23 protein-coding genes and 3 pseudogenes are annotated in these 20,817 nt (G+C 64.7%); 10 read left to right on the top strand and 16 right to left on the bottom strand.

The genetic code is table 11. The annotated features are described in order from the left end of the window. Positions 1 to 150: 150 nt before the first annotated feature. Positions 151 to 408, top strand: a pseudogene (locus QF038_RS22370) (hypothetical protein); the annotation flags it as partial. A gap of 154 nt (positions 409 to 562) precedes the next feature. After that, entirely contained in the window at positions 563 to 727 is a 165-nt protein-coding gene (locus QF038_RS20585; protein ID WP_307612828.1) for a hypothetical protein, read from the top strand. A 350-nt stretch (positions 728 to 1,077) separates the two neighbouring features. On the opposite strand, the gene QF038_RS20580 is transcribed toward QF038_RS20585, so the two are convergent. From QF038_RS20580 to QF038_RS20565, 4 genes are all read right to left on the bottom strand, one after another. Beyond that, the gene (locus QF038_RS20580; protein ID WP_307612826.1) at positions 1,078 to 1,806 is read right to left on the bottom strand and encodes a GAF and ANTAR domain-containing protein; all 729 of its coding nucleotides are present in this window, start codon (positions 1,804 to 1,806) and stop codon (positions 1,078 to 1,080) included. A gap of 67 nt (positions 1,807 to 1,873) precedes the next feature. Beyond that, positions 1,874 to 2,671, bottom strand: coding sequence for a GAF domain-containing protein (locus QF038_RS20575; RefSeq protein WP_307612824.1), 798 nt, complete (start codon positions 2,669 to 2,671; stop codon positions 1,874 to 1,876). A gap of 306 nt (positions 2,672 to 2,977) precedes the next feature. Then, positions 2,978 to 4,621, bottom strand: a complete 1,644-nt coding sequence (locus QF038_RS20570; RefSeq protein ID WP_307612822.1) for a serine/threonine-protein kinase — start codon at positions 4,619 to 4,621, stop codon at positions 2,978 to 2,980. A 125-nt stretch (positions 4,622 to 4,746) separates the two neighbouring features. Beyond that, positions 4,747 to 4,923: a CsbD family protein gene (locus tag QF038_RS20565; protein WP_115523802.1), complete on the bottom strand. Its 177-nt coding sequence runs from the start codon at positions 4,921 to 4,923 to the stop codon at positions 4,747 to 4,749. 98 nt (positions 4,924 to 5,021) lie between these two features. Here QF038_RS20565 and QF038_RS20560 point away from each other — a divergent pair. Together QF038_RS20560 and QF038_RS20555 are read left to right on the top strand one after the other, a co-directional pair. After that, positions 5,022 to 5,240 (top strand): annotated as a pseudogene (locus tag QF038_RS20560) (helix-turn-helix domain-containing protein); the annotation flags it as partial. A gap of 125 nt (positions 5,241 to 5,365) precedes the next feature. Beyond that, positions 5,366 to 5,755 (top strand): hypothetical protein, encoded by a 390-nt coding sequence (locus QF038_RS20555; protein WP_307612819.1) that lies wholly within the window; start codon positions 5,366 to 5,368, stop codon positions 5,753 to 5,755. A gap of 125 nt (positions 5,756 to 5,880) precedes the next feature. Here QF038_RS20555 and QF038_RS20550 read toward each other — a convergent pair whose 3' ends face one another. Next, a complete protein-coding gene (locus QF038_RS20550) occupies positions 5,881 to 6,633 on the bottom strand; it encodes a TetR/AcrR family transcriptional regulator C-terminal domain-containing protein (protein ID WP_307612817.1) in 753 nt (250 codons plus the stop codon). Between the two features lie 139 nt (positions 6,634 to 6,772). On the opposite strand from QF038_RS20550, the gene QF038_RS20545 reads away from it, so the two are divergent. Together QF038_RS20545 and QF038_RS20540 are read left to right on the top strand one after the other, a co-directional pair. Next, positions 6,773 to 8,158: an NAD(P)/FAD-dependent oxidoreductase gene (locus QF038_RS20545; protein ID WP_307612815.1), complete on the top strand. Its 1,386-nt coding sequence runs from the start codon at positions 6,773 to 6,775 to the stop codon at positions 8,156 to 8,158. A 92-nt stretch (positions 8,159 to 8,250) separates the two neighbouring features. Beyond that, positions 8,251 to 8,733 carry a pyridoxamine 5'-phosphate oxidase family protein gene (locus QF038_RS20540; protein WP_307612813.1) on the top strand — a complete coding sequence of 161 codons (483 nt, stop codon included), beginning with the start codon at positions 8,251 to 8,253 and terminating at the stop codon, positions 8,731 to 8,733. Between the two features lie 6 nt (positions 8,734 to 8,739). On the opposite strand, the gene QF038_RS20535 is transcribed toward QF038_RS20540, so the two are convergent. After that, positions 8,740 to 9,339 (bottom strand): hypothetical protein, encoded by a 600-nt coding sequence (locus tag QF038_RS20535; protein WP_307612811.1) that lies wholly within the window; start codon positions 9,337 to 9,339, stop codon positions 8,740 to 8,742. Between the two features lie 72 nt (positions 9,340 to 9,411). Beyond that, a complete protein-coding gene (locus QF038_RS20530; protein ID WP_307612810.1) occupies positions 9,412 to 10,011 on the bottom strand; it encodes a hypothetical protein in 600 nt (199 codons plus the stop codon). A 157-nt stretch (positions 10,012 to 10,168) separates the two neighbouring features. Between QF038_RS20530 and QF038_RS20525 the strand changes: the two genes are divergently transcribed. Next, complete coding sequence (locus tag QF038_RS20525) at positions 10,169 to 10,549, top strand: VOC family protein (protein WP_307612809.1); 381 nt, start codon at positions 10,169 to 10,171, stop codon at positions 10,547 to 10,549. A gap of 94 nt (positions 10,550 to 10,643) precedes the next feature. On the opposite strand, the pseudogene QF038_RS20520 reads toward QF038_RS20525, so the two are convergent. Next, a pseudogene (locus tag QF038_RS20520) lies at positions 10,644 to 11,040 on the bottom strand (DUF5997 family protein). Between QF038_RS20520 and QF038_RS20515 the strand changes: the two are divergent. Continuing rightward, on the top strand, positions 11,003 to 11,839 hold the full coding sequence (locus QF038_RS20515) for a LysR family substrate-binding domain-containing protein (protein ID WP_307612807.1): 837 nt from the start codon (positions 11,003 to 11,005) through the stop codon (positions 11,837 to 11,839). The pseudogene QF038_RS20520 and the gene QF038_RS20515 overlap by 38 nt on opposite strands. Positions 11,840 to 11,932: 93 nt before the next feature. Here QF038_RS20515 and QF038_RS20510 read toward each other — a convergent pair whose 3' ends face one another. From QF038_RS20510 to QF038_RS20500, 3 genes are read right to left on the bottom strand one after another with little or no spacing between them, the layout of a single operon-like run. Further along, positions 11,933 to 12,607 (bottom strand): DUF3618 domain-containing protein, encoded by a 675-nt coding sequence (locus tag QF038_RS20510; protein ID WP_307612805.1) that lies wholly within the window; start codon positions 12,605 to 12,607, stop codon positions 11,933 to 11,935. Continuing rightward, positions 12,604 to 13,035: a phage holin family protein gene (locus QF038_RS20505; protein ID WP_307612803.1), complete on the bottom strand. Its 432-nt coding sequence runs from the start codon at positions 13,033 to 13,035 to the stop codon at positions 12,604 to 12,606. Before QF038_RS20505 ends, QF038_RS20510 begins: the two co-directional genes overlap by 4 nt. Then, positions 13,032 to 13,889: a hypothetical protein gene (locus QF038_RS20500; protein ID WP_307612801.1), complete on the bottom strand. Its 858-nt coding sequence runs from the start codon at positions 13,887 to 13,889 to the stop codon at positions 13,032 to 13,034. Before QF038_RS20500 ends, QF038_RS20505 begins: the two co-directional genes overlap by 4 nt. A gap of 273 nt (positions 13,890 to 14,162) precedes the next feature. Between QF038_RS20500 and QF038_RS20495 the strand changes: the two genes are divergently transcribed. After that, a complete protein-coding gene (locus QF038_RS20495) occupies positions 14,163 to 14,696 on the top strand; it encodes a MarR family winged helix-turn-helix transcriptional regulator (protein ID WP_307612799.1) in 534 nt (177 codons plus the stop codon). A gap of 63 nt (positions 14,697 to 14,759) precedes the next feature. Here the strand turns inward: QF038_RS20495 and QF038_RS20490 are convergent, their stop codons facing one another. The 5 genes from QF038_RS20490 to QF038_RS20470 form a co-directional block, all read right to left on the bottom strand. After that, on the bottom strand, positions 14,760 to 15,068 hold the full coding sequence (locus tag QF038_RS20490; protein WP_307612798.1) for a hypothetical protein: 309 nt from the start codon (positions 15,066 to 15,068) through the stop codon (positions 14,760 to 14,762). Between the two features lie 43 nt (positions 15,069 to 15,111). Continuing rightward, a complete protein-coding gene (locus tag QF038_RS20485; RefSeq protein ID WP_307612796.1) occupies positions 15,112 to 16,248 on the bottom strand; it encodes a Vms1/Ankzf1 family peptidyl-tRNA hydrolase in 1,137 nt (378 codons plus the stop codon). Continuing rightward, positions 16,245 to 16,460, bottom strand: a complete 216-nt coding sequence (locus QF038_RS20480; RefSeq protein ID WP_307612794.1) for a hypothetical protein — start codon at positions 16,458 to 16,460, stop codon at positions 16,245 to 16,247. The genes QF038_RS20485 and QF038_RS20480 overlap by 4 nt, the downstream gene beginning before the upstream one ends. A gap of 130 nt (positions 16,461 to 16,590) precedes the next feature. Next, positions 16,591 to 16,926 (bottom strand): hypothetical protein, encoded by a 336-nt coding sequence (locus QF038_RS20475; protein ID WP_307612793.1) that lies wholly within the window; start codon positions 16,924 to 16,926, stop codon positions 16,591 to 16,593. A gap of 42 nt (positions 16,927 to 16,968) precedes the next feature. Then, positions 16,969 to 18,225 carry a D-arabinono-1,4-lactone oxidase gene (locus QF038_RS20470; RefSeq protein ID WP_307612791.1) on the bottom strand — a complete coding sequence of 419 codons (1,257 nt, stop codon included), beginning with the start codon at positions 18,223 to 18,225 and terminating at the stop codon, positions 16,969 to 16,971. A gap of 338 nt (positions 18,226 to 18,563) precedes the next feature. Between QF038_RS20470 and treS the strand changes: the two genes are divergently transcribed. After that, positions 18,564 to 20,813, top strand: a complete 2,250-nt coding sequence (treS, locus tag QF038_RS20465) for a maltose alpha-D-glucosyltransferase (RefSeq protein ID WP_307613547.1) — start codon at positions 18,564 to 18,566, stop codon at positions 20,811 to 20,813. The last annotated feature ends 4 nt before the right edge of the window (positions 20,814 to 20,817 follow it).

The following is a 20,817-nucleotide window of genomic DNA, read 5'->3' as shown; positions in this document are numbered from 1 at the left end:
CCCTGTTCGACTTCAGCACCCCCGCGTGACCCGTGCCGAAGACCATGGTCGCAATCGATGTTTGCATTTACTTCCCAACTCTTGAATCTCTGGTCGTCTTGTAGTTAGACGACTTAGGTCTCCAAAACGTGACCCCGATCTCAGGCCGGCCTGCCGGATCAGCTGTATCTTCTGGAACCTGCACCCCGACGACAAGGTCCCTTTCATCTAACTCGATGCGGTACCAGGCCTCTGCCCTGCCTTCGCCTCCAGGGCTTCCGATCCGAGCTTGACCGTCACGGCCTGTTGTTGCGGCCGGAGTGGGAGCTTTCCGGTAATTTCACCTTGGCCAGTGGGGCGAAGGCCTTCGACGAATACTGGTCCACGCCCGGGCACAAGCCCACGGCTATTATGTGCGCCTCGGACGAGATGGCCATGGGCGTCATCCTGCAGGCACAGCGCCGCGGCCTGCGCGTGCCCGGACCTATCGGTAATCGGCATCGACGACCACGAATTCTCCCCGGTCATTGGCCTGACCACTGTCGGTCAGGACCCAGCAGCCCAGGCACGAGAAGGCACCAGGATGATCCTGGACGAATTGGCGGGGAAAGCCCGCGCGCTGCAGAACGTCCGGGCGAACTTCGAACTGCGGCCACGGAACACGACGGCGGCACCTACCTCCCGCTGGGCCTGCGCAGCCTGGAGCCATTCAATAGACGGCGCCGTGGGGCTGACGGACCTACCATGAGTGCCTGCCGCACCTGGCTGCGAAGAAGCCGAGACGTACCGGTCCCTGAAGAGGCTTCCAAAGCAGCGAGGCGCTCATGAGAGTCAAAAGCTCCGTTCTGGGCTCCCTGACGGTTCAGCCGAGGACCTGTCAGCTTTGGGTGTACCGCGTTGACACGCCCTCTGTTGGTTAGCTCCCGCCTTCGCCGTCCTGTCTTTTTGCGCCATGAAGATATGGTTGGCCGACGGGACCTTTCGGCCCATCCTTTAGGGTCAAGACAGGGGAGCTGGCATTCGCCCGCTTGCGGGTGGATACCGAAGCCAGTCGCGGGATGGGCTGTTTTTCCTCAACGCTTCTTTCGCTCATGGGCTTTAGCTTTGGAAGAATGTAGCGGGGGTTTCTCCAGAGAGGTGGGTGACGATTTCTTTTGCGAGGTCCTGCAGTGTCTGGTTTCTGACCTTCGAGGCGTTTCTGAGGATGGTCATGGCCTCTTTTTGGCTGCAACGGTTCTGGGCCATAAGGATCCCGCAAGCGATGCTCACGGGTGTTTGGCTTTCCAGGGCTGACCTCAGCTCTCCGGCTGTGTCCTGGGCGGCCTTGATTTTCAGTACGAGGCGGATAGCTTGTGAGGCTGCGCCTGCGAAAGCAGTGGTTTCTTTGATCGTCTGGTCGTCAAAGACCTGGCTGGAGGCGAAGAAATTGAGTGCCGCGCTGCAGTCTTTGCCGATTTGCAAGGGCATGCCGAGAACGCTTCGGCAGTTCTGGGACTCGAGTTCCTGCTGATAGGACGGCCAGCGATGGTCACTCGAGACATCTCCCAGGAGCACCGGGGCAAGGGTTCGCAGGGCTTCAACGCAGGGGCCGTGACCTATGCGCTGCTCAATTTCGTCCAGACGGACAGCGCGCGGGCTGCTGCCGGCGACCGTAACGCGGCGGGTTCCCTCCTGAAATGTGATGCCGCAATCAATGGCGCTCCGGGTACGTTCACTCAATGTGGCGGCGGCAACACCCGACAGACCACTAAAGAATTCCTCAAGGCTTTCAGCGCTGATCAGGAGGTGTTGAAGCTCCACCATGGGCGGCAGTTGTTCAGCGGTCATGGGCATGCCTCAATCTAATCGGGAGCTGTGTCATGGATCCCTGGCACCCATCCCGCGGTCGACAGCATCACCGCAACGTCCGTGCGTCAATGTCATTTTGAACGATGGCTGCGAGGGACCGAAGTACCAGCTCGTCAGATGGAGTAAAAGTCCTGGGTTTCTGGTCAATGACGCATAAGGTCCCAATGTTCCACCCACGGGGACCGTTCAAGGGATAGCCAGCGTAAAAGCGGATATAAGGGTCCCCGACGACAAGTGGATTCGAAGCGAACTGCTCATTAGTCAGCGTGTCGTTGATAACCAGCATCGAATCCCGCCTAATGGTTTCTGTGCACAGCGCGATTTGACGTGGGGTCTCCTCTCTAAGAGGGCCGATAACGGACTTGAAGAACTGGGCGTCCTTCGCGATCAGTGACAGTGAGGCAGCGCCTACGCCGAAGTACTCTCTGGCAGCAGTTACGACCCGGTCGAAAGTTTCCTCCGGGCCTGAATGAAGGAGGTCAGTTTCCCGCAAGGATGCCAACCGTTCCTCCTCCGCCCGCTCAGGGGTAAGAAGGAACCTGCCCGCCGCTCCCAGCGCAGCCAAGAGATCCTCATCGGTCCTTTCGAACAAGCCATCCGGCTGATCGGATTTTCGCGGGTTGGACTGTGGCAGCGACCGCCCCGACGTGGCTTCCTTCCCCTTCGGGTCAGTGCCGTGACCGTGTTCAAAGTCGGGAAGGGCAAGGACGCCATGAAGGTAGGCGCGCAGCTCAAACTCAGAACACGGGGCTTGGCCGAAATAGGAGGGCCAAAGAACCTGCGGTTGCAAACCATCAACGACCAGTGCGGCGAGTTCCAGCCGCCGCTTCGCCGCTTCATCCATGCCTTCCACCTCCAACCTGGCAGCGCTTCTGGCTACCCCAGCGTTTCCATGTGCAAGAAGCCATGGTGATAAGTGTACTTACTACTTCAAGGAAGCAGGGCGACGATGGGCCCCGGGAGGAAAGTTGACCGACTCACAGGATCGGCCGTCAATCGACGAGAAGTTTGGAGTGGGCGCTGCTATCGGGTCCCAGAGCCGCGGACGACAAGGACACTTTGATGCTGGGTCGGCACGTGCTGGTGTCGGCTCCTGCATTTCTCCTACCGAGGGGGAGCCGGGTCCTTCTGCTCGGAGCCTGGGGGTGGTTTAGTTCTTGTTTTTGCCGCCCCCGTGATCGTTCGGCTTGCCGGCCTTGGACTTTTCGTTGTCATCGCGGCCTCCACCTGTGTTGGTTTGTTCCACGTTCGCGGTTTGCTCCCGTTGCTCCGCTGGAGGGGTATCACCTGCCTGTGCATCGACGGGGGTTGCGACCATAACGGCAGGCGCGGGTACGGGATTGGAAACAGGAACGGGGTCTGCAGCTGTAACCGGCACGGGCCCGGGGGCTGCGGGGACTGCGTCAGCGGTGGGTTCGGCAGCAGCGGTGATGAGTGTTTGCAGATCGTTGCGGACCAGGCGGATGGCCGTGGTGATGCTCCGGTATTCCTCGAACGTTGCCCCGTTCCTGACTGCTTCATCACTTACATCCTTTTCCAGCCGGTCCAATTGGGTGAGGGCAGTGTGAAGGTCACCGTTGATCACCGCCTGGCGCACCTGGTTGAGGCTGGACTGGAGGACGGGGGAGTGCTTGAGGGCGGTTTCGAGCTGGTCAAGGTGAAAATCGACTGGATTGTTTTGCGCCGGTACTGCCTGCCCGGCAGGTGAAGCAGACTGGACCGTGCGGTCGCCCCCAAGGGATGCACTTGTCACTCCGGTGAGGAGGACTGCCGCGATGGACGCGGCTAGAGCAGCCCGGGCGCGTTTTCGGGGCTTTCGCAACTGCCGGGCAGCAGCGGTTGGCGGATGCGGCGGCAACGGCGGGGGCGCGGCAGTCCTTGAACTGCTGACGTTCCGCTCCATAGGTACGACGTCAGCAGTTGTCACGGAGGCGGCGTGCGTGTCGTCCTGGAGGGCCAGTCGCTGAAGTACGGCCGCAGCTTCTGCCGCGGTTGGCCGGTCGGCGGGCTGCCGGGCAGTCATCGCAGTCAGCAGGGCCTTGAAGCCTGCGCCAACACTGTCAGGGATGACGGGGTTCCTGTGGAGGCGCGCCACGCCCGATTCGATCTGGTTGCCGGGGAACTCGACCTGGCGTGTGAAGCATTCCAGCAGCACCAGACCCAGGGCGTAGACGTCGCTTGCACCGTTCAAAGCCTCACCAAGAGCCTGCTCAGGGCTCAGGTACGCGGCAGTGCCTACCATGCGGCCTGTCCCCGTAAGGTGGTCATCCTCCATCACCCGGGCGATCCCGAAATCGGCGAGCTTGGCCCGCCAGTGCGTACCCGGCTGGCCGGACCGCCGGTTGTAGAGAAGCACGTTCCCCGGTTTGATGTCCCGATGGATCACGCCGCGGCTGTGGACGTAGTCCAGGGCAGCTGCCACATCCGACCCCACTTTGGCGATGCCAGCGGGGTCCATGGGGCCCTCCCGCAGGCTACGGCGGAGGTCAGGGCCCGGCACGTACTCCATCACCACGAAGCTCCGCTCCGTATCCGGATCGATGCCGGCATCGAACAAAGTCACCAGGGACGGATGGATCAGGGAGGCGAGGATCCGAATCTCAGCGTCCTGGCGGGCCAGCAACTCGGGCTCGCCACCCTCCTTGGAGAAGACCTTCAGCGCCACTTCCCTGCCCAGGGCATCATCCATCGCCCGGTACACCCCTGCGGCGGCGCCGCGGCCGACCAGCTCCTGAAGCCGATATCGCCGGCAGAAAAGTTGGCCGGTTACCGCCGCCCTTTGTACTTCCGTCATGCGAGCTCCCGTAGGCCTTTCTGGCCGTTCTTATCCGGCGGGTATTTGCTATTGATGCTCCGCTCGTTGCGGAGACAACAAAAGGCGCACCCCCTTCGCTGAGTGCGCCTTTCGTTCAAGCCTGGTCAATCCTTCTTGAAAGCGTCCTTGACCTTCTCGCCGGCCTGCTTCAAATCGCCTTTGGCTTGGTCGGCCTGCCCCTCGGTCCGCAGGCTCTCATCACCCGTGGCCGTGCCTGCCGCTTCTTTGCCTTTGCCGCCGGCTTTCTCGGCAGCGTTTTCGATCTTGTCGCCCAATCCCATGGTGTTTCCTCCTCTGGTTGGCAGCCGTTCGCATTCGGCTACACACATCATAAGCATGCTTATGATCCTTTTATCAAGTGCCCGGCCCGGCTTACCCGTTTGTACGCTCCCTCATCAGGGAACGCCAACGGGAAGGCATTGCCCTGGCCAAGCAGCGCGGCGCCTACAAAGGACGAAAGAAGACTCTCACGCCGGAACGGGCAGCCGAACTGGTTCAGCGCGCCCGCAGCCGGGTATCAAAAGCCCTCCTTGCACGTGATTACGGGATCAGCCGGGAGGCGGTGTACCAGTACCTGCGCCACGCCAACGTCGACTAAACCTCTTGGGGCGTACAGGCCCCGCAAGGAGCCTCACGGGTGAAAGTAGGTGAAACTGGTGAATTGAACATGAACCAGTGCCGGCCCGATCCGGGATGAAAAGAAAGACCCGAACGGAGAGCACCATGGGCTATACCCATTACTTCCCCGGCCTGAGGGCTACCCCCGACGTGCTCGCTGATGCAGCCAAGATCATAGCCGCTTCCGCCGTGACCATCTGCGGCCCGAACGGCCAGGGCCTTCCGGTATTGACCGAGGCTGACGGCATCAAGCTGAACGGTTCTAGAGCTGCGGGCCAAGCGTACGAAACCTTCTCTCTACGGGGTTCAAAGAGCCCTAAATATATGGGGATGGCTGCTTCATGTAAGACGGCAAACCTGCCCTACGACGAGGTAGTTACGGCGATCCTGATCGCCGCTGCCGTCCGGGCGCTGACATCGAGAACAGGTGTTGTCATGAGCGACGGCCAGTGGGACGACTGGCCGCCGGTCTCCGTCTCTTCGAGAAGGCGGTGAGGCCACTCACCGACGAGGAAAAGCTCGCATTGGAACTCGACGTCGAGCGGATGCGCCCGGAGTTCAACCACACCTGAATTGCCCAGCCAGCCGGAGCGGAACCTACGCGCCCGGATCAGCAGCCCTCATCCCCGCAGCGCCCCGAGACCCGAGATCAGCGCCTCGAGCCCCAGCTCGAACGCCACGTCTGCCGGCCGCCCGGCCCCGCTGGAAGCGCTCCGCACCGCAGCCGTGAAGTGGGGTGTCGAGTCTGCCATGGATCCGGAATCGAAGATGTCCTCGGGCGCCGTTACGTCATAAGCGGATCCGAAAATAAAAGATTCGAAGGCCACAATCGAGGACACAACGCGCTCCTGCGGGAAGCCTGCGTCGAGGAACCCCTTGCTCACGGTCTCGTACATGGCCAGCGTCTGCGGCGCATCGGTCACCGGGAGGACCGCAATGACGGGAATCAGCGGCGTGTGCGCGGCGAAGACATTCCGGTAGCTCCAGGCCCAGCTGCGCACCGCGTCCTCCCACGGCGCCGAGCCAAAATCGGACACGTCCACCAGCGACGTGAGATGGTCCTCCACCAGGAGCAGGACGTCCCGTTTCGACGCCACATGGTTGTAAAGGGCCGACGGCGCCACGTCCAGTTCCTTGGCCAGGCCCGCCATGGTGAGACCGTCGTAGCCCTTGCGGTTGATGAGCTCCAGCGCGGCCGCCGTGATTCCCGCCTTGTCCAGCAGTGCGGCAGAAGGCCGCCCGGCCCGCCGACGGGCAGTGCCCCCGTTGCCGGCGCTCCCGTTACCGGCAGCCGCTCCATCATCGGCGGCGGCCACACTCGCGGCGCTCCCGTTCCCCGCGGCGCGTCCCTCTACGGCTGGTACTGCCGGCATCACTGGCCTTTCTCTGGTGGTCACCTGCATTATTCCATCCGGCACTTCCGGTCCCGGCGCCAAACAGCTATAGTTCTAATAAATGAATGGCATTCATTTAGTGCTCCCCGTCACAGGAGGGAGCTCAAGAGAGGACATCATGCTGAACCTGAACCGCGACGTCGTTGTCGTTGGAGCCGGGCCCTCCGGACTGACCGCAGCCCGCGAACTGAAAAAAGCCGGCCTCACCGTCGCCGTGCTCGAGGCGCGGGACCGCGTGGGCGGCCGCACCTGGACCGATACCGTTGACGGCGCCATGCTGGAGATCGGCGGCCAGTGGGTCTCACCGGACCAGACCGTACTCCTGGACCTCCTCCAGGAACTGAACCTGGAAACCTACCCGCGCTACCGCGATGGCGAGTCCATGTACATCGGCAAGGACGGCATCCCCGTCCGCTACACCGGCGACACCTTCCCCGTGGACCCGGACACCGAAGCCGAGATGAACAAGCTCATCGCCCTGCTGGACGGACTCGCCGCCGAGATCGGCCCCACCGAACCCTGGGCGCACCCCAAGGCCCGCGAGCTGGACACCATCTCCTTCCACCACTGGCTCCGGCAGCACTCCGCCAACGAGGAAGCCTGCAACAACATCGGCCTCTTCATCGCCGGCGGCATGCTCACCAAGCCCTCCCACGCCTTCTCCGCGCTCCAGGCAGTGCTGATGGCCGCCTCCGCTGGATCCTTCACCCACCTCACGGACGAGGACTTCATCCTGGACCGCCGCGTGGTGGGCGGCATGCAGCAGGTCTCCCTGCTCATGGCACAGGAGCTGGGGGACGACGTCGTCCTTAACTCCCCGGTGCGCACCGTCAATTGGGAGCCGGACGCCGACGCCGGCCACCGCGTCACTGTCGTCTCCGAGCAGGCCACCGTCAATGCCCGCTTCGTGATCATGGCCGTGCCGCCCAACCTCTACTCCCGCGTCTCGTTCAACCCGCCGCTGCCGCGCCGCCAGCACCAGATGCACCAGCACCAGTCCCTGGGCCTGGTCATCAAGGTCCACGCCGTCTACAGTCGGCCGTTCTGGCGGAACTCCGGCCTGTCCGGCACCTGCTTCGGTGTCGGATCCCTGGTCCAGGAGGTCTACGACAACACCAACTTCGGTGACACCCGCGGCACCCTGGTGGGCTTTATCTCCGATGAAAAGGCCGACGCCGTCTTCGAGCTGAGTGCCGACGACCGCAAGCGCGCGGTCCTGGAGTCCATCGCCGGCTTCCTGGGCGCCGAGGCACTGGAGCCCGAGGTCTACTACGAGTCCGACTGGGGCTCGGAGGAATGGACGCGCGGTGCCTACGCCTCCAGCTACGACCTCGGCGGCCTCCACCGCTACGGCAAAGACCAGCACGCACCCGTCGGGCCCATCTACTGGTCCTCCTCGGACCTCGCCGCCGAAGGCTACCAGCACGTGGACGGCGCCATCCGGATGGGCCTGCGCACGGCGGCCAGCATCCGCGAAGCAGCGAAGGTTGCCGTCCCGGCCTAACGCAGGGGAGGGTTCCCGGTGGATTCTAAGCATGCTTACCAATAGGCTGGGCGGCGGGGAGCGTCCCCGCATGAAGACGAACGAGGTGAGACATGACTGACACCGGGAGCATCAGCAAGGTAACGGACATCATCAACCATTCCCACATCGGAATGTTGACCACCATCAACGAAGAAGGCGCGCTCGTCAGCCGGCCGCTGGCCGTCCAGGATGTGAAGGACGACGGCGACATGTGGTTCTTCACCGGCCTCGGCACCTCGCAGGTGGCCCACGTCCGGGCCGACCCGCGCGTGAACGTTTCCTTCGGGAAAAACACCGAGTGGGTCTCGGTGGCCGGCACCGCCGAAGTGGTGACGGACCGGGAAAAGATCCGTGAGATGTGGAACCAGGCCGTGGAGGCGTGGTTCCCGGACGGTCCGGACACCCCGGAAGTGTGCCTGCTCCGCATCGACTCAGACTCCGCCGAGTACTGGACCAGCCCCGGCGGAACGGCCGCAACCGTGTTCCAGTGGGTCAAGTCCAAGGTCACCAACAGCCGGATGAGCGTGGGCGAAAGCGGCACCGTAGAGCTGTAATAAAATTTACGGATTCGTCAGGGCGCTGAGGACGGCGGGCAGCAGCACGTCGTCCCGGCCCCAGGCCGGGTCCAGGATTTCCACGTACCAGGAGTCGGCCAGCAGCAGGGCCAGGGCATCGTTGGTTTCGCCGGCCCAGTCCTGGATCTGCTCCTCCGTCACCGGGTTCTCGCTGGAGCCCAGGACGGTGACCACCTCGCCGCCATCCAGCGTCACCGGGATGGCGGCGTTGCTGGATTCGCCCGGGGCATGGGCCACGGTCACCAGCTCGGACCGGGTGGACAGGGCCAGCAGCTCCGCGGCGCTATCGGCACTGCAAAAGCCCGTAACGTACTGGCGCTGTGCAAGACCAGCGGTCCGCAGCCCGGGCTGGGATTCCTTGGTAAACAGCCCGTTCCGGTTCAGGGCGGCGAGTTGGACGGCGATCGGTGCGGTCTCGTCGTCGTACGTGGCCGTGAAGGTGGCGGGCTGGAACTCACTCTGGCCTTCCAGCCAGCGGGCCGTCAGTTCGCCGGCGGCCGCCAGCGTGGTGGCCTGGCGCCAGGCACCCCGGTCCTCCAGCCGCCTGCCGAACTGGTCGCGGTCTTCCGTTTCTTGAAGGTCCATCCTCGGATGCTACGGCGCTCTGCCGCCGGACTCCAGCGGCGGCGACACAGCACTTAACGCGGGCAACAGGCTTTAGTGCCCTTTGGCGGGGATCCCTGCCGCCTGTTCAGCTGCGGCCAGGGCGCGGCCAAAGCGTTCGACGGCGGGCGGGTACTCCTGGTGCCGAACGGCGCGGAGCTGCTCGGCCTCCCGCATGGCCTTGATAACCGCCGCCGTGTGCGGCAGCCGCACATCGGTCATGGCAGGAAAATCGATGCAGTACGCGGGATCGAGCTCGTAGCGGCGCCAGCGCTCCAGCAGCATGCTGTGCTCGGCCTGCGCAGCCGTATAGAGGGGCAGGTACTCACGGCTCTGGCGCCGGGCAGAGAGCCGCGCGGCGATCCGGGGGCTGCCCCGGTAGGCCGCGATACCGGATGCAACGGCCGCTCCCGCGAGGAACAGCCCGGCCACCGGGGAAGACAACGTGGGGATCAGCAGGGCGGGCAGCGCAACGGCGGAGCCCAGGAAAAGGTCCCAGAACAGTTGGTCCGAGCGCTCAGGCTCCCTGCCGGCTCCAGCCAGCGACCGCCGTCGGACCTGGAAAACGGTGGCGGCCACGCTCACCACCAGCACGGACCCGCACAGCAGAAGTACCCACGCCCCTGGGAACAGGGACCCTGCGATGGCTGCCACCTTGCACCTCCACGTCCACACGCCCGGGCGTTACGCCGGGCTGGTCCTTCCATTGGATCGCCTTCCCGCGCCACGGTCAATGGCCGCTCCGGCAGCGGCAGTTCTGCAGCATGGGGAGTCTTCCCGGCCGCGCCACAAGCCACGTACGGTGGGAGCCATGAGACTGAAAATGTGCAGCATCCACGTCCAGGATCCCGCGGCCGCCCACACCTTCTACACGGAGACCCTGGGCTTCGAGACGCTGATGGCCATGCCGGAGTACAACCTGTTCATCATCAAGGACCCGGGCGCGGACCAGGGCTCGGTGGGCCTGCTGTTGGAACCCAGCGACAACCCGATCGGCGCCACCTACATGAATGCCGTGCACGACGCCGGCCTCCCCGCCATCGTCTTTGGCGTCCCTGACGTGCGGGCGGAGTACGAGCGGCTGGTCAAGGCCGGTGTCACCTTCAAGAGCGAGCCGGCGGAGGATCCCTCCGGCATCAGCGCCGTGTTCGATGACGGCTGCGGGAACTTCGTCCAGCTGCACCAGGACTAACAAGCCAAGACGTCTCCGGACGCAACAGAGGCTTGTCCGCGGATCCGGACCATCAAGGTTCGGATTTGCGAACAAGCCCCGGTTTGGAACGCGCTTAGGCGCGGGCGCGCTTGGCTTCCTTCTTGGCAGCTTCTTCCTTCACGCGCTGGGCCTCGGCCCGGACGGCGGCGTGCGTGGCGCGCTCGGTAACCAGCCACGCCGTGGGGAGCCTGCAGCAGTGCGGTGATTTCCGCCGTCGTTAATGCTTCTTCAACGCCGCCGCGTGCCAGGCCGCTGATGGAGACGTTCAACTTCTGCGCCACCACCGGGCGGGGGTGCGGGCCGTTGCGGCGCAGTTCGGCGAGCCATTCCGGTGGGTTAACCTGGAGTTCGGCGAACTCCTCGCGCGTGATGGTGGATTCCTGGAACTCCTGCGGTGTTGCGGGCAGGTAGATGCCAAGTTTCTTGGCAACGGTGGCCGGCTTCATGGACTGGGAGTTTGCAGAGGTCATGCTTCAAGGGTATCCGGGCGGACGGTACTGTGAGGACGTGCCCACCGACAACACCCCCCAGCCAGACGCCGCTCCGACGGGCTCTGCCGATCCCGCCGTCGAGGAAGCTCCCCGCGTCCTCCGTATCGCCTACGTGGCGGGAGTGACGCCGGGCAAGTGGATCCGCCGCTGGGAGGAGCGGGTGCAGCACGTTCCGCTGCAGGCCTTTATGTCCGACGACGGCGCGCAGGTCCAGGTGCTGCGTGACGGTTCTGCGGACCTCAGCTTCGTCCGCCTGCCGGTGGAGCGCGAGGACCTCAGTGTGATTCCGCTGTATGAGGAGCAGCCCGTGGTGGTGGCGCCGAAGGGTCACGAGATTTCGGTGTTCGAGGAAGTGGCGCTCGCCGACCTGGAACAGGAGAGCTTCCTGGACGTGACCGCACTCGGCGGTCCGGAAGCCGCGATGCAGGTGGTGGCCACCGGTGCGGGGCTCGCGATCCTGCCCATGTCCGTGGCCCGGCACTTCAACGTCAAGGACACGGTTGCCAGGCGGCTGACAGGGGCGCCAACTACGGAAATTGCCGTTGCGTGGCCCACCGATTCCACGGATGAAGTGATCGAGGAATTCATCGGGATTGTGCGCGGCAGGACCGCCCAAAGCTCACGCCAGCCGTCCGCCCAGCCCGTCAAGGTGAAGAAGGAGTCCAAGCCGGACCGGCGCGGCACCGGAGGCAAGAAGGCACCCAAGGTTGCCCAGCGCTACGCGCCCAACCCGGACAAGGGCCGCGGCAAGGGCTCGCGGAAAAAGGGCAAACGCTAGCACTTCCCGGCCAAAGAGCCGCAAACGCCGGGAGGCCGGCCCCTTGCGGAGCCGGCCTTCCTGGACCTGGAACGTCACTACGTTGGGTAGAGCCTAGGTGTTTTGGACGTTGGTTTTGGCGTCGGTGGCGCGGTCTTTGACGTCGGTGACTGCGCCCTGGCCTTCGGATTTGACGTTCTGGACGCCCTCGGTGGCGGTGGCTTTGACGTTCTCCATCGCTTCCTGGGCTGGTTCCTTCAGGTCCTGGACCATGTCCTTGGCGGCGTCGGTGACCTGGGTGGCCAGGGGTTCGGCGGCGGTTTTGAGCTGCTGGGCCGCTTCGCGTTCCTTCTGGCTGGGCGGGATCAGGGACGAGACCAGCATCCCGGCGCCGAACGCGATCAGGCCCGCGGCCAGGGGGTTGCCCTGGGTTTTGGTTTTGACCTGGTCCGGTGCGTGTGAGATCGCGGTGCCCGCGTCACTGAGCTTGGCGCTGACGTTGTCCTTGGCCCCGTGCAGGGTGTCCCCGGTGCTGTGCAGGGCACCGCTGGTCTGTCCGGTGCCGGAGTGGACTGCATTGTGGGCGGTGGCCCGGGCCGAGCTGGTTGCTGAGTCTGCTGCTCCCATGATTCGCTCCTTGACTCCGGTGACGGCGTCTTTGACCTTGTCGGTCTGGCGGTGGACGATGTTCGACGGGGTGACTTTGTCGGCGACCGCGTCCACGTTGGTGCCGAGGCGGGCGCGGGTTTCTTCAATGTCTGAACGGATTGCGTCCGGGTTATCGCTCATCGGTTTACCTCACCTGGTTTTAGGGTTGGGGGAATTTCGGAGAGTGTTTCGCCTGTCTGGGGCATGCCCTTGATCTGCTTGAGTTCTTTGCGCCCGATCGAGGCCAGGACCGCGGCGATGATGCCCCAGATCACGGCGACGATCACAGCGGCCCAGCCCAGCGGCATCAGGGCGCCCAGGGCGAACATCAGGGCCAGGGACAGGAAGAGAAGGACGAAGTGCCCGGCCACGCCGGCACCGCCCAGCATCCCGGCGCCCTTACCCGCCTTGGTGGCCGACTGCTTGGCCTCGGCCTTGGCGAGTTCGACTTCCTGCCGCATCAGGGTGGACAAATCCCGGGTCACCTCACCCAGCAACTCACCCAACGACGCGTTATCCGCTTTTACATGCGCCTCACTCGGCGCAGGCTCCGGAATCTGGCTGCTCACAGCTGGCGTCCTTCCGTTGACCTGTAGGTGCCGTCGGCAGCGTGGTAGCTGCCGTCCTCGTCACGGTATGGGTCGTCCTCGAACCGGAGCGGGGTGTCCTCCGTGCTTCCCGAGGGGAGGGTGGAGGTGGAAACCGGCGCTCCCGTACCCACCACCGGCTCATCAAAGAGGTCATCAGTTCCTGCCGCGTACACCGTCTCCTGATGGAGTGGAGCCACCGGGGCGGACTGAACCGGCCGTTGGGCCGGGGTGGACTGCACGGCACCCTGGGAATCCTTTGCCCCTGCCGCGAGGCCGCGGGTGAGCCGGCCTGCCAGGACACCGGCCCCTGCTGCCAGCAGGAGGAAGGTGCCGGGCCGGTTGCGGGCGAACCTCTGGACTTCGCCGAGCAGGTCTCCCGGCTGCTTGTTTTCAAGCCAGGAAGCCACCGATTCACTGCGCTGCGCAGCCTGACGGATCAAGTCGCTGGCCACGCCCTGCTGCTCGGGGGCGCTGGCCATACTGTGCAGCTGGCTGGAGATGGTCCGGATACCTTCGGCGGCCTTCTGCTGCTGCGTACCGGCCTGGCTGGTCAGCCCCGACTTTGCCTGGGACAGCAGATCCTGGGCATTGCTCTTCGCCTCGGCGGCGACGTTGGCAGCTTCGTCCTTCGCGGTGTGGGCTACGCCCTGGGCTGCAGTGGCGGCCTGGCCGGCAACATTCGAAGCCTCTTCCTTTGCCGCCTCCTTCTTGGAGGTGCCGCCGGTGCCGGGAGTGCTTGAGGTGGCATAAGTATCTTCAACACCCACTTCGGAAGCACCGTACGGGTCCGAGATAGCGGGGTTGGGAGTCTGGGGCCATTGGTTCTCTGTCATCATGCTCTCTTTCGCAAAGGGTCAGCTGGCGATCAAGAACCAGCAATGCTGGCAATAGGTAGTAAGCAGGGTTACTAGTTAGATACTAAGCACACTTCCCATTTGGATTGCAAGGGGGCGCGTTGGGAGGTTCCCGATTCAAGGGCCCAGTGGCGGGGTGGATAGTAAGCGTACTTGCGAACAGGATGCTAAGCATGCTTATTGTAGGTAGGTAGCGACGCATGAAGGGGTAACTACACCTGCACTTCGCCACCAACAGGAAGGCCGCGGCCGATGACGAGCAACCTCGATCCGGATGCACGGAACAGCTACCGCCTTATTACGCTGGCGGCACGCCTGGTCCAGCGGCGTCAGGATGATGCTCTGGCGCCCCTTGGCCTGACCCGTGCAGCTGTTATAGCCCTGGAGGGGCTGGCAGCCGGACCACTCAACCAGGAGCAGCTTGCCGAAGTGGTCCGGGTCCAGAGCCAGACCCTGGGCAGGGTGCTCACCCGGCTGGAAGGATCAGGGCATATCACCCGGACCCGCCAGTCCACAGACCGCCGGCAGTTTAGGGTCGAACTCACCGACCTCGGCCGGGCGGCCCTCGAGGCGGCCCGGCAGGCGGAAATCGACGCCTACCCGGACGATCCGGAGATCTCCTGGAAGGTTCTGCAGGACGAGCTCACAAAGTTCATCCGGGCGGTGCCGCCCGGCAGGGACCCGGAGGTGGTTCCTTTTGTTGCGCCCGAACACCACCGCACTCCTCGCCGGTTTCCGGGTGCGCGCAGCCATGGCTTTCGCGGGCTCGACCACCCGCACCAGTGAGCACAGAAAGATAGCGCAGGAGAGGGGCAGGGCTGCGGCCCTGCCCCTCTCCCTGCGCTCCAGCTACTTGTTGTTCTCCTGCTTTCCGCTTCCGGTCGCGTCATTGTCCTCCAGCAGCCCCCGCTGGGCCAGGTCGGCGGCTTCGGAAGCTTCGGCCGGCAGTGGATCCGTTGCCGGAGGAACGTCGCTTGGTGCGTAGTCGGCGAGGCCGGCAGCAACACGCTCCTGTTCGGCTGCAGCCTCGTACGCGTCGTCGTCCACGTCCTCCGGCATTTTGCCGTGGCCCGTTCGCGTGGGATTCGGCAGCGCATCCTCTTCGGGGAGGATCACGCCGCCAGGGGCAAGGTCCTCGTTGTCATTTCCAATTGCCATAGCTGCCTTCCTTCCTGTCAGTTCGCTTGCTGCTGGGGATGACTTACGACGACGGCACTTCCGGGCCCGTGGACCAGCGCAGCAGGGCTGCCACATCGGCACCTTCCGGCAGGACCGGGCCGGGGACCAGCAGCACCCGCGCATCTGTCAGCGAGGCCGCCCGAAGCAGGGCTGCGGGAGCGGGGACCTTGCCCAGAACGCCGGCCCCCAGGGACTCCTCCTCCGCAAGGGCAATCCAGGGCTCGGCATCAAGTGCCAGCAGGGTCCGCTCCGAAAGTGCGGCGTCGTCAAGGATCAGCACCTCCACCTGGGCCTGCTGCAGGGCGTGCACCACCGCCCCGATCCCGGTGGCGGACTCAGGATTGGCCTGGCCTTCCTGCATGGCGAGCCGGTCCATGATCTCCTGCTGTTCGGCGGCCCACTGTTCCGCGACGCGCTGGTTGACCTGGTCTTCGAGGAGGCTCTCATCCGCACCCGCTGTGTGCGTGTGGGAATCGATCATGGACACCAATGCCTGGGTGGCCTTGGAGAGCTGCTCCTGTACCAGCCTCCGGGCGTGGATGTCGCCGGCAAGGATCACCAGCCGGGCGCCGCTGCTGCCCACCACCCGGTCAATTTCCCCGGCCACCTGGTCCGCGTTGCGGCGCCACACGTCCTCGGTGTGGTGCTGGAAGCGGAGATGGGCCCAGCCCCCGCCCTGGAACTTCTTGATGTGCTGGGTATCGCCCTGGACTTCCTCGGTGCTCGCCGGAGCGCCGGCTCCCGCATAGTGCAGCCGGATCTCGCCGTGTTCGCGGCTGACTTCGGCAACAACGAAGGGAAATTCCTCCGGCCGGTGCTTGACCAGCGGCAGGAGGTCCGGGATGGAATCCACCGATATCCGTTCCGGCAGCACGAGCGCGCCGGGCAGGACCTCGTTAATCTCCACGTTTCCCTGGTGAACCAGGACGAACCGGGACACGGGGGAGGGGATGCCTGTTTCGGGCTGCAGGGCCTGCTCCACGGCATCAAGGTCCGCCGCGGAGGCCCCCTGCGCTTCCAGGGCGGCCCGGACATTGCCGGGCCGGACATCGCTTGCTTCCAGACTGTCCACGGTGCCTGTTCCCGCGTCCACATAGGCGGTGCACCAGGGGCCGGGGAGCCGGTACCGGTCCGCGTGCTCTTTCAGGCTCCGTGTCACTGTTCCTCCTCCTCATCGCTAATGGAATCGGGGGAAGGGACGGGATTTAGGGCCTCCTGGACTTCAGCAGGATCCGTGTCGTCGGGGAAAGGCTCGGTTTCGCGCCACTCCTCCGCGTGGGGAGGCTGGTTTGCATGGACCGCGCCCTGGGTTTCGTGCTTCAGCTCCTCATCGAGGATGCGGCCGTGTTTGGTGTTGCCGCGTTCAGCCATGACGATCTCCTTCGCTCGTGAATTTAGTATCACAGGCTTACTAGTTCGTCATTTCACGGTAGCACCAGGAGGCGGCGGTCAAAAGGGGGAATTCAAGAGGTCCCGTGCCGGCCCAATCCCCTGGGTGCACTCAGGCTGCGCAGGCATCCTGCAGGGCCTGGACGGACTCGGACGGCACCTGGTCTCCGGCCTCCGCAATCTCGCCCAGCGGCGTCGTAATTTCAGCGGGGACACCGGCGGTGCGGGCAGCCGACACCAGCCCGCCGAGGGCCCGCTTGTCCTCCACACTGACCAGGCCGTCCTGGACAACGGCGCAAATCTGCCGGTTCACTTCCTCCCCGGCAGCCGTGGCCACCTTCGACGCGGCGTCGCTCGCCGCATTCCCGGCGGCTTCCTCAACGGCTCCGCAGCCCGCCAGCAGCAGCATCAGGGGGACGGCGGACAGGGCGGCAAGTCGGCGTTTCATGGTTCCACCCTAACAACCGGCCGGTGCGCGGGTTACCGGCCCTTACCGGCCGCTCGCCGCGGGGACTCCCAGGACGTGGTCCAGCAGTCCGTTGCGGAACTTGCCCTCGGGATCGTGGGAAGAGGCCAGTGACCGGAATCCGGCGAAGCGGGGGTACAGCGCCTCCCAGTCGTGCCCGGCCGGGGAGAACAGCTTGCCCCAGTGCGGCCGGGCGCCGAAGGGCCGGAGCGCGTCCTCGAGTTCCGGCAGGAGAGCCTCAACCTCGGGCTGCAGCGGCTTCCACGTGAAGTGCAGGGCCACGCTCTGCTGCCGGTAGAAGGGGCTCAGCCAGAACTCGTCTGCGGCGCCTGTGCGGATTTCCGAAACAAAAAGCAACGGCGCCAGCTTGTCCGCCAGGCCGCGGACCGCCTGAAGTGCCTCCGGCGCATTCTCCAGCGGCAGGATGAACTCGCTCTGCAGCTCCTCGCCCTTGCTGGGCGTGAACTCGTGCCGGAAATGCGGCAGCCGGTCCAGCCAATGTCCCGGCTCATCAAGCTGGATCGTGCAGTTTTCCGCGGACATGTCAGGCAGCGGGTGATGGGGGAGCGTGGCGGCGGTGGCGCCGAACAGGTCAGCCAGCGGCGGCTCCTGGTCCAGCGCCTTGAGCCAGACCTGGCTGATGGTTTCACCGGCGTAGTCCGTGAACAGGCTGACGCTGTAGGCGCTGGACATGATGTCTGTGAAGTCCGTCAGCGCCCGTTCCCACGGCAGGTTTTCCAGGACGCGCTGGCGCATCTGAAAGCTGGGCCGGACCGTCAGCTCCAGGCCCGTAACGATGCCCAAGGCTCCCAGGCCCACCACGGTGGCCAGGAACTCGTCCCCGTCCGCGCGGGTCAGCGTAACGCATTCACCCGAGGGCCGGACCAGGTCGATCGACTCCACTGCCCCGGCGAGCGAGGGGTTGTTCACCCCGGAGCCGTGGGTTCCGGTCTGGACGGCTCCGGCCACGGAAATATGGGGGAGTGACGCCAGGTTGTGGATGGCCATCCCGGATTGCTCCAGTGTGCGGCACAGGGCTCCGTAACTGACTCCGCCGCTGACCTTTACAGTGCTTCGCTGCCGGTCAAGGACCACCTGCTGCGGCAGGGCATCAAGCAGCACATGCACGCCGTCGGTGTCCCCCACCCGGTTGAAGGAGTGCCGGGAGCCAAGGGCCTTGATCCGGCCCGCGCGCTGCACAATCCGGGCCAGTTCCGCTACCGATTCCGGCCGTTCAACATACGCGGAGGAGTATTCGAGGTTGCCTGCCCAGTTCTTCAAAAGTCAGCTTTCCGGTGGGGGACGAGAATTCGCTTTCTCAACTGTCAGCGCTAACAAACCGCGGTGTCAAGGCGTTTCCACGGAGCGCACGCTTTCCCCGCAGGGAGTGCATTTCCATCGGCGTATCCGGGTACGGGCATCCTGAACAGCCGCGCGCCTGAAATTCGTCGGTCGGTGCCGTTCGGCGTGCGCGTGAATCGTGGCAGAGTGGGATGCAGTCGAGTTGAGGGAGGAACTCAGTGTCTGATCTGGGAGAAGCGACCACCAGCGTGCCTGGGGCCGATGCAGTAGAACAGGCCGGCGAAACCGGCAACGCGACTGGGCCGGAGGCTGCAGCGGTGACAGAACCGGCAGGATCCATCGAGGAGACAGAGGCGTCGGAGGTGCCCGAAGCTCCGGAAATTACTTTCGACGAGAAGTTCTACCCGGCCCGGCCCAAGGCACTGCGTCCCGTGGCCCGCCGTCGGCAGTACTTCGCCAACGCACCGTCCCTGGAACTGGACGGCCTGAACAAAACCTACGTGGAGTGGCTGCGAAACCAGGCGATGCTCGGCGATGCCAACGTCTTGGCCCGGCAGCTCTCGGGGCAGGCCAGCATGTGGCAGCACTCTTACGCGCACCCCAACCCGCGCGCCGCCGTCGAACGCGCCTCCGTCTGGTTCACCGCCTATCCGCTGTCCTTCATGACCACCCCGGGGCAGTCGTTCCTGGGAGCGCTGGGCGACCCGGAGCTGTGGAAAACGTTCCGCGAGATCGGCATCCGGGCCATCCACACCGGTCCCGTGAAGAAAGCCGGCGGGCTGCAGGGGTGGCGGGAAACCCCAAGCGTGGACGGCCACTTTGACCGCATCAGCATGGCCATCGACCCCCTGTTCGGCGAGGAAGACGAGTTCCGCCGGATGTGCGAGGTGGCCGGCGAACACGACGGCACCATCATCGATGACATCGTTCCCGGGCACACCGGCAAGGGTGCGGACTTCCGCCTCGCAGAGATGAACTACCGCGACTATCCCGGCATCTATCACATGATCGATATCCCGGAATCGGACTGGCACCTGCTGCCGGACGTCCCGCCGGGCGAGGACTCGGTCAACATCAGCCCCGACGCGGAGCTGGCGCTGCAGCAGGCGGGGTACATCATTGGCAGGCTGCAGCGGGTCATCTTCTACGAACCCGGCGTGAAGGAAACCAACTGGAGCGCCACCCGGGCCATCGTGGACACCACAGGCCAGAAGCGCCGCTGGGTGTACCTGCACTACTTCAAGGCCGGCCAGCCCTCCATCAACTGGCTGGATCCCACGTTCTCCGGTATGCGCCTGGTGGTGGGCGACGCCCTGCACTCGCTGCTCGACCTGGGCACCGGTGCCCTCCGCCTGGACGCCAACGGCTTCCTCGGGGTGGAAAAGAGCGCCGAGGAACAGCCGGGCTGGTCCGAGGGGCACCCGCTCTCCGAGGCAGCCAACCAGCTGATCGGCAGCATGGTCCGCAAGGTGGGCGGCTTCACGTTCCAGGAACTGAACCTCACCATCGACGACATCAAGGCCACGTCGGAAACCGGGCCGGACCTGTCCTACGACTTCATCACCCGCCCCGGATACCACTACGCCCTGGTCACCCAGGACACAGAGTTCCTGCGCCTGACCCTGCGCCTGGCCATGGAGATCGGTGTGGACCAGGCGTCGCTGGTGCACGCGCTGCAGAACCACGATGAACTGACCTACGAACTGGTGCACTTTGCCACCCGGCACAAGGACGACGTTTTCGAGCTCGCCGGCGCCGAAATGAACGGCGCGGAGCTGACAGAGCATGTCCAGGAAACGCTGCGGAATGCGCTGACGGGGGAGAACGGCCCCTACAACGCCGTGTTCACCACCAACGGCATCGCCTGCACCACGGTCAGCGTGATCACGGCGGCCCTTGGCATCAAGGATATTTCCGCGCTCACCGCCGAGCAGATCGATACGGTGCGGGAAGCGCACCTGCTGCTGGCCATGTACAACGCACTGCAGCCCGGCGTCTTCGCGCTGTCCGGCTGGGACATGGTGGGCACCACCACCCTGGACAGGGCACAGGTCCAGGAGCTCACCTCCCAAGGCGACACCCGCTGGATCAACCGCGGCGCGCACGACCTGATGGGTACCAACGCCGAAGCGACCGTCTCGGCCTCGGGAATGCCGCGGGCCCGCAGCCTGTACGGGCCGTTGCCCGAGCAGCTCAAAGATGAAGGGTCCTTCGCGCGGCGGCTCCAGAAGATCCTCAAGGTTCGTGAGGAGTGGGGCATTGCCACCGGCGTGCTCCTGGACGTTCCGCAGGTTTCCCAGCGTGGGCTGCTGGTGATGGTGCACCGGCTCGCGTCCGGGCAGATCCAGGTGACGGTCCTGAACTTCTCCGGTGAGAGCATCATGGGCAGCGTCAACTCCAGTTACCTGGAGGCCGGTGCGGGGGTGCGGGACCTGTTCACCGAGGAGACGGTGGGCCAGGTGGATGACCTGCACAGCTTCTTCATCGAGCTTGGTGCCTACCAGGGGACGGCGCTGCTGATTGAAGAGCAGGCTCCCGAGGAGGAAGAGGATCCGGAGGGCCTGTAGGCCT

Source organism: Pseudarthrobacter sp. W1I19 (genome assembly GCF_030817835.1).
In the GTDB taxonomy this organism is placed as follows: Bacteria; Actinomycetota; Actinomycetes; order Actinomycetales; family Micrococcaceae; genus Arthrobacter.
Note: the sequence above shows the minus strand (reverse complement) of the source record. Positions and strands in the feature narration are given on the sequence as shown.